2 protein-coding genes are annotated in these 1,760 nt (G+C 65.6%); both read left to right on the top strand.

Going from position 1 to position 1,760, the window contains the following annotated elements:
- Positions 1 to 720, top strand: a 720-nt coding sequence (locus ACZDYF_RS18805) for a GtrA domain-containing protein (RefSeq protein ID WP_475061311.1), incomplete at its 5' end; no start/stop codon positions are given.
- Between the two features lie 11 nt (positions 721 to 731).
- Positions 732 to 1,760: a glycosyltransferase family 2 protein gene (locus tag ACZDYF_RS18800; protein ID WP_475061309.1), complete on the top strand. Its 1,029-nt coding sequence runs from the start codon at positions 732 to 734 to the stop codon at positions 1,758 to 1,760.

Below are 1,760 nucleotides of genomic sequence, written 5' to 3'. Positions count from 1 at the left end.
CGTGAGAGTGAGTGTGTGATGTTCGGTCGGATTGGTCAGGCGTGGTCGGGGTTTGCTGAGCGGCGTCCGGGGGCGGCGCAGTTCGTGTTGTTCTTCGTGTTGAGCAATGGGGTGACGGTGCTGCAGCTGGCGTTGATGCCGGCGTTCAAGGCGGTGTTCGGGGCGACGGGGTTGGTGGACACGGGGTTTCAGGTGTTGCCGGTGGGGTCGAATCCGGATGGGTCGTCGTTCTTCGTGTTCGACTATGCGGCGGGGGCGTTGCCTGAGGGTGGGGGTGGGTTGGCGTATTTCTTGGCGGTGCAGGTGACGTTGTTGATCGCGCAGGTGATCAACTTCTTCGCTCAGCGCAACGTGACGTTCAAGTCGAACACCTCGATCTGGCGGGCGGCGTTCTGGTACGTGGTGGCGTACGTGGTGATCACGTTCGCGGCGGCGGCGTTGCAGGGCCTGTACAAGGCGCCGATCTACGAGCTGTTGATCGACACGTGGGGGTTGGGCAAGACGGGTGAGACCGCGGCCGACATGGTCACGATGATCATCAACAGTGCCCTATCGTTCTGGGTGTTCTTCCCGATCTTCAAGATCATCTTCAAGCGTGACCCCGAGGACCAGGCGCCAGAGCCGGGCGAGGTGGCTGGCCCTGCTCAGGTGGCGGGTGTGCCGGTTGCCGGGGGTGCGGGGGAGTCCTCGTCGTCGGCCCGTGCGGGCCAGGAAGTCTGAAGAGTGCGCTGATGTCCAAGCTGTTGACGATCGTGGTGCCGTGCTACAACTCTGCGGCGTACATGCACCGCAGCATCGACTCGCTGCTGGCCGGGGGCCAGCGGGTGGAGGTCTTGATCGTGGACGACGGGTCGTGGGACGCCACGGCCCAGATCGCGGACCGGTACGCCGCCGCCCACCCGGGGGTGGTGCGCGTGATCCATCAGCCCAACGGGGGGCACGGGGCCGCGATCAACACGGGCCTGGCCCACGCGCGCGGGCGGTTCATCAAGATCGTGGACTCCGACGACTGGCTCGAGGCCGACGCCTACGCCAAGGTCCTGGACCTGCTGGACTCCTTCGTCGCCCAGGACACCGGCATCGACATGCTGGTCAGCAACTTCGTGTACGAGAAGGTCGACAAGCGCAACAAGACCGCGGTGCGCTACACCAACGCCCTGCCCGCCGACCGGGTCCTGGGCTGGGACCAGGTCGGGCGCCTGCGCAAGAACCAGTACATCCTCATGCACTCCCTGATCTACCGCACCGACCTGCTGCGCGAGGTCGGCCTGGTCCTGCCCGAGCACACCTTCTACGTCGACAACCTCTACGCCTACGCCCCCCTGCCCGCGGTCCGACGCCTGTACTACCTGAACGTCGACCTGTACCGGTACTACATCGGGCGCGCGGACCAGTCCGTCAACGAGAGCGTGATGATCTCGCGCGTGGACCAACAGCTCCGCATCAACCGCACCATGATGGAACACCTGTCCGCAGCCCGCGCGAACCCCACCACGCCCCGCGCCCTCAAGCGCTACATGCTGCACTACCTCGACATCGTGTCCCTGGTCTCCTCGATGCTCCTGGTCCGCGCCGGCACCCGCGAGTCACTACGCAAGAAGGACGAGTTCTGGGCCCACGCGCGCGCCTACGACCCCGCCCTGTACCGCCGACTACGCCGCACCACCCTGCACCAGATCTCCAACCTGCCCGGCAGACCCGGACGCCACCTGTCCGTCCTGGCCTACAAAGCCGCCCAACGCGTCATCGGCTTCAACTGA

It is taken from the genome of Oerskovia sp. PE-21s (assembly GCF_056158145.1).
The sequence above is the reverse complement of the archived record's forward strand: the minus strand, read 5'-3'. Positions and strand labels throughout refer to the sequence as shown.

Bases quoted from the DNA above. Each gene is read 5' to 3' on its own strand.
- ACZDYF_RS18800 (WP_475061309.1), top strand. From the start codon at position 732: ATGTCCAAGCTGTTGACGATCGTGGTGCCGTGCTACAACTCTGCGGCG.